Annotated in this window: 4 protein-coding genes; 2 read left to right on the top strand and 2 right to left on the bottom strand. The window is 63.2% G+C overall.

What is annotated here, in order from left to right; genetic code table 11:
- Together IL54_RS02430 and IL54_RS02435 are read right to left on the bottom strand one after the other, a co-directional pair.
- Positions 1–1,179 (bottom strand): CaiB/BaiF CoA transferase family protein (locus tag IL54_RS02430; RefSeq protein WP_037472860.1); only part of this gene is annotated, 1,179 nt, incomplete at its 3' end.
- A gap of 69 nt (positions 1,180–1,248) precedes the next feature.
- Positions 1,249–1,983, bottom strand: a complete 735-nt coding sequence (locus IL54_RS02435; RefSeq protein WP_037472863.1) for a FadR/GntR family transcriptional regulator — start codon at positions 1,981–1,983, stop codon at positions 1,249–1,251.
- 130 nt (positions 1,984–2,113) lie between these two features.
- Here IL54_RS02435 and IL54_RS02440 point away from each other — a divergent pair, with 130 nt between their 5' ends.
- On the top strand, positions 2,114–2,863 hold the full coding sequence (locus IL54_RS02440) for an electron transfer flavoprotein subunit beta/FixA family protein (protein WP_037472865.1): 750 nt from the start codon (positions 2,114–2,116) through the stop codon (positions 2,861–2,863).
- Positions 2,860–3,710, top strand: an 851-nt coding sequence (locus tag IL54_RS02445) for an electron transfer flavoprotein subunit alpha/FixB family protein (RefSeq protein ID WP_037472867.1), incomplete at its 3' end; no start/stop codon positions are given. The genes IL54_RS02440 and IL54_RS02445, both read left to right, overlap by 4 nt.

The following is a 3,710-nucleotide window of genomic DNA, read 5'->3' on the forward strand; positions in this document are numbered from 1 at the left end:
GTCGCCGCGTTCCCGCAGCGCCGCGACCGCCTCCGCGCTCACGCCCAACGCGCCCAGCACTGCCGCGCCATCCTCGCCCAGTTGCGCGACATGGTCCCGCGCCTCGACCCGCGATCCGCTCATGCGGAACGGCGGATTGGGCACCTTGAAGGCACCCGCATCGTCATGCACTTGCGCGAACGCGCCCCGCGCCGCCAGTTGCGGATCGTCCAGCAGCTCGTCAATCTCGCGATAGCGGGCGCATGGCACGCCATGACGCGACAAGACTGCCTCGGCCTCCGCCGCGCTGCGCTTGATCGTCCATAGCTCGGTCAGCGCTAGCAGCATCGCCCAATTGGCGTTGCGATCCGCATTGGTCAGGAAGCGCGGATCGTCGCGCCATTCGGGATGACCTACGGCGTCCGACAATTGCTCGAAATTGCGCGGACTGGTCGGCGCGACCATGATGAAACCGTCATTGGTCTTGAGCGGCGTATAGAGCGGCCGCCGCGCGTCGCCGGGAAATTGCGCCTCCTGCGTCTCGAACACCAGCATGCCGACCATCGCTTCCAGCATCGACAGGTCGATATGCTGCCCCTGCCCCGTCCGCTCCCGTTGATAGAGCGCGGCCTGGATCGCGCCGAACGCATGGGTGCCGCCCAGCACGTCAGCGATGAAAATGCCGCTGGTCGCGGGCCGATCCGCCCCGTCCTGATAGCGCAGGTTCACCATGTCGAAACCGCTGGCCGCATGGATCACCGGCGCATAGGCCGGGAACAGCGCCTTCGGCCCGGTCTGGCCATAGCCGGAGATAGAGCAATAGATGAGCCGCGGATTGATCGCCGCCAGCGTCGCAAAGTCGAGGCCAAAGCGCGCCATGACGCCGGGCCGGAAATTCTCCACCAGCACGTCGCAAGTGGCGACCAGTTGCTTGATAAGGTCGATGATCTCAGGCGACTTGAGGTTGCAGGCGATGGACTGCTTGCCCGCGTTCAGATTGCCGAAATAGGCGCTATACCCGTCCCGCTTGGGCGGCCGCGCACGGACCTGATCGCCCTCAAGCGATTCCACCTTGATAACCTCCGCGCCCAAGTCTGCGAGCATCCGGGTGGCGAAAGGCCCGGCCATGACGCTGGTGAAATCCAGCACCCGCACGCCGTCCAGCGCACCCGCCATCTGTGTCTTGCCTTCACCTGCCATGCCGCACCCATCTGTCGAGCCATATGTTCAATGGTCCTACCTATTGCACGACGACGATGGCGCGGTCAATCAGCCCTTGGCTGCGGCCTTGCTGTTCTTGCGGACATGGCGATGCACCCGCTCCAGATGCTTGCGCATTTCCGCGACGGCCGCTTCCTCATTCTTCGCCCGCAAATGCCGCACCAGTTTGAACCGGGATTCGATCAGCGATTGCTGCAACGTCTCATAGTCCGGCCCCCGCACAAATTCGTGCAGGATCGCCGATAGCGAATCGACGAAGATGCCAAAGATGCGGTTCTTGGTCGCGCGGGCCAGCACCGCATAATATTCCACCGCACAGGCATAGCGCGCCTCCACGCTGGTTTCCCGCTTCGTCCGTTCGGCAATCGCCTCCAGTTCCGCCAGGTCGGTTTCCGTGGCGCGCGCGCACGCCAGACGGACGATGATGTCCTGCAACGCCAGCCGCGCCTCGGTCAGTTCGCCCAGCGAAATATCACCCAGATGGACATAATCCTGCATCGCCTGCACGATCCGGTCCGGCTCGGCCGTCTGCACGAACGCCCCTCCCTTCGCGCCCTTCACATTGCGGATGATTCCCGCGACCTCCAGGCTGCGTAGCGCTTCCCGCAACGCGCTGCGACTGACCTGAAACTCAACCGCCAATTCCCGTTCGGCAGGCAGCTTGTCCCCCGCCTTGAGCGTCCCCGCCGCCAATTGCTCCCGTATCTGTTCACAGATCACCTCGAACGCGCGGCGCGTCTTGATGGGAGCGAAACTGGGCTTGGGGGACGGGGACGATGCCATAGAGTGCGCTCCGATAGAGATGCGCAAATCTATAGCCGACGCCGAGAAAGGCGCAATGGCCGGACCGAACGGGATTGACAGACACCTATCACTCTTTAATGGTCGGACCATTATAAAAATGGAGCGAGCCATGAAGATCCTTGTGCCCGTGAAGCGGGTGATTGATTATAATGTGAAGCCGCGCGTGAAGGCGGACGGTACGGGCGTCGATCTGGCGAACGTCAAGATGAGCATGAACCCGTTTGACGAGATTGCGATCGAGGAAGCCATCCGCCTGAAGGAAAAGGGCGTGGCGACTGAGGTGATAGCGGTGTCGATCGGCGTCGCCAAGGCGCAGGAAACGCTGCGCACGTCGCTCGCCATGGGTGCCGACCGCGCGATCCTGATCCAGACCGACGAAGAGGTCGAACCACTGGCCGTCGCGAAACTGCTCGCCAAGGTGCAGGAAGAGGAAGGTGCTGGCCTGATCATCCTGGGCAAGCAGGCGATTGACGACGACAGCAATCAGACCGGCCAGATGCTGGCGGCGCTGCTGAACCTGCCGCAGGGCACGTTTGCGTCGAAGGTTGAGGTCGAAGGCGACAGCGTGTCGGTGACGCGCGAAGTCGATGGGGGGCTGGAGACGGTGAAGCTGTCGACGCCTGCGATCATCACCACCGACCTGCGCCTGAACGAGCCGCGCTATGCGTCGCTGCCCAACATCATGAAGGCCAAGTCCAAGCCGCTCGCGCAGAAGACGCCTGCCGATTATGGTGTGGATATCGGCGCACGGCTAGAGACGTTGAAGGTGGTCGAACCGCCCAAGCGGACCGCTGGCGTCAAGGTCGCCGATGTCGATGAACTGGTTGCCAAGCTCAAGGCCATGGGAGTTGCCGCATGAAGACGCTTGTATGGGTTGAACATGAGGGCGGCGCGGTCAAGGACGCGACGCTTTCGGCCATCACCGCCGCTGCCAAGCTCGGCGAAGTGCATCTGCTGGTCGCTGGCGAAGGCGTCGATGGCGTTGCCGCTGCCGCTGCGCAGATTGCGGGCGTGGGCAAGGTGCATGTCGCTGATGATGCCGCCTATGGCCATGCGCTTGCCGAGAATATCGCGCCGCTGGTTGTCGAACTGATGGGGCATCATGATGCCTTCATCGCGCCTGCCACCAGCAACGGCAAGAATATCGCGCCGCGCGTCGCGGCTCTGCTCGACGTGATGCAGATCAGCGATATCCTGTCGGTCGAGAGCGAAGACACGTTCACGCGGCCGATCTATGCGGGCAATGCGATCGCTACGGTCAAGAGCAAGGATGCCAAGAAGGTCATCACCGTTCGCGGTACGGCGTTCGAGAAGGCGGCTCGTGAGGGTGGTTCGGGCACGGTGGAAGCGGTGGCTTCGACCGGGGATAAGGGGTTGTCGTCCTTTGTCGGGGCGGAGATCGCCAAGCTGGAGCGGCCGGAGCTGACCAGCGCCAAGATCATCGTGTCGGGTGGCCGGGCGCTCAAGGACGGGCCGACGTTCGAGGAAGTCATCTATCCGCTGGCCGACAAGCTCGGCGCTGCGGTCGGTGCCAGCCGGGCCGCGGTCGATGCGGGCTATGTGCCGAACGACTATCAGGTCGGGCAGACCGGCAAGATCGTCGCGCCGGAAGTCTATGTGGCGGTCGGCATTTCCGGGGCGATCCAGCATTTGGCGGGGATGAAGGACAGCAAGACCATCATCGCCATCAACAAGGATGAGGATGC

The organism is Sphingobium sp. ba1 (genome assembly GCF_000743655.1).
GTDB lineage: Bacteria > Pseudomonadota > Alphaproteobacteria > Sphingomonadales > Sphingomonadaceae > Sphingobium.

What these genes read in the sequence shown, in the direction of transcription:
- IL54_RS02435 (WP_037472863.1), bottom strand. Translation starts at nt 1,983, where the DNA reads ATGGCATCGTCCCCGTCCCCCAAGCCCAGTTTCGCTCCCATCAAGACG.
- IL54_RS02440 (WP_037472865.1), top strand. Translation starts at nt 2,114, where the DNA reads ATGAAGATCCTTGTGCCCGTGAAGCGGGTGATTGATTATAATGTGAAG.